Here is a 1,984-nt window from a genome sequence, read left to right on the forward strand (position 1 = left end):
TTTAAGAATGGAGAGCCCGGAGACTACCTACTTTCGCAAGAAATACAACTCACTATCATCGGCGTGGAGGCGTTTCACTGTCCTGTTCGGGATGGGAAGGAGTGGTTCCGCCCTGCTATGGCCTCCGGGCTTAAAACTGTTCGCTCCGGTTAAGGAGCCAATTCGGATCGATTTACTTCATCTTGGCAGCGCCTTGGATTTCTCTCAAGCTCAGCCTTCACTTTGTTCTTTCTCGCACGGACCTCACAGCCGGTCACAAGCAACACGGTTATAGGATCAAGCCTCACGAGCAATTAGTATCAGTTAGCTCAACGCCTCACAGCGCTTACACACCTGACCTATCGACGTCCTGGTCTCGGACGACTCTTCAGGGAGGTTTTACCTCCGGGAAGACTTATCTTCAGGAAAGTTTCCCGCTTAGATGCTTTCAGCGGTTATCTCGTCCGCACTTAGCTACCCGGCAATGCCACTGGCGTGACAACCGGTACACCAGAGGTGCGTCCACTCCGGTCCTCTCGTACTAGGAGCAGCCCCCGTCAATCTTCCAACGCCCACGGCAGATAGGGACCAAACTGTCTCACGACGTTTTAAACCCAGCTCACGTACCTCTTTAAATGGCGAACAGCCATACCCTTGGGACCGACTACAGCCCCAGGATGAGATGAGCCGACATCGAGGTGCCAAACACCGCCGTCGATATGAACTCTTGGGCGGTATCAGCCTGTTATCCCCAGAGTACCTTTTATCCGTTGAGCGATGGCCCTTCCATTCAGAGCCACCGGATCACTATGACCTGCTTTCGCATCTGCTCGAGTTGTTGCTCTCGCAGTCAAGCACGCTTTTGCCATTGCACTATCAGCACGATTTCCGACCGTACCTAGCGTACCTTCGTACTCCTCCGTTACCCTTTAGGAGGAGACCGCCCCAGTCAAACTGCCTACCATGCACGGTCCCCGAACAGGATCACTGTCCCGGGTTAGAACCGCAAACAAATCAGGGTGGTATTTCAAGGTTGGCTCCGCGCGTACTGGCGTACACGTTTCTCTGCCTCCCACCTATCCTACACAAATCGGTTCACAGTTCAATGCAAAGCTGCAGTAAAGGTTCATGGGGTCTTTCCGTCTAGCCGCGGGTAGATTGCATCATCACAAACATTTCAACTTCACTGAGTCTCGGGAGGAGACAGTGTGGCCATCGTTATGCCATTCGTGCAGGTCGGAACTTACCCGACAAGGAATTTCGCTACCTTAGGACCGTTATAGTTACGGCCGCCGTTTACTGGGACTTCGATCAAGGCCTCTCAGCCCATCAATTAATCTTCCAGCACCGGGCAGGCATCACACCCTATACGTCGTCTTTCGACTTGGCAGAGTGCTGTGTTTTTAATAAACAGTCGCAGCCACCTATTCTCTGAGACCTTTTCACGCGAACGCAGTCTCTGCGCCTACGTTACTCAGGCACACCTTCTTCCGAAGTTACGGTGTCAATTTGCCGAGTTCCTTCTCCCGAGTTCTCTCAAGCGCCTGAGCATATTCAGCTCGCCCACCAGTGTCGGTTTGCGGTACGGTCCCGCCGAACTGACGCTTAGAGGGTTTTCTTGGAAGTTCGTCCAATCACTTCTCTGCCTTAGCAGATCGCGGCTTTGCCTCGGAGATGCGTCTGCGGATTTGCCTGCAGACCTCCTACACTCACCCACCGGGACATCCAACACCCGGCTGACCTTCTAAACTCCGTCACCCCATCGCATTCGGCGGCGGTTCGGGAATATTAACCCGATTCCCATCGACTACGCCTTTTGGCCTCGCCTTAGGGGCCGACTCACCCTGCTCCGATGAACGTAGAGCAGGAAACCTTGGGCTTACGGCGAGCGGGCTTTTCACCCGCTTTAACGTTACTCATGTCAGCATTCGCACTTCTGATATCTCCAGAATCCTTCTCAAGACTCCTTCGCAGACTTACAGAACGCTCCCCTACCACGCAGAGA

The 1,984-nt window shown here is 53.5% G+C and carries 2 rRNA genes; both read right to left on the reverse strand.

The window, feature by feature from the left end:
* Positions 1 to 14 precede the first annotated feature (14 nt).
* Positions 15 to 129, reverse strand: a 5S ribosomal RNA gene (gene rrf, locus E5987_RS12590).
* 143 nt (positions 130 to 272) lie between these two features.
* Positions 273 to 1,984 (reverse strand): 23S ribosomal RNA (locus tag E5987_RS12595); the annotation flags it as partial.

This window comes from Parasutterella muris, assembly GCF_009767915.1.
GTDB lineage: Bacteria > Pseudomonadota > Gammaproteobacteria > Burkholderiales > Burkholderiaceae_F > Parasutterella > Parasutterella muris.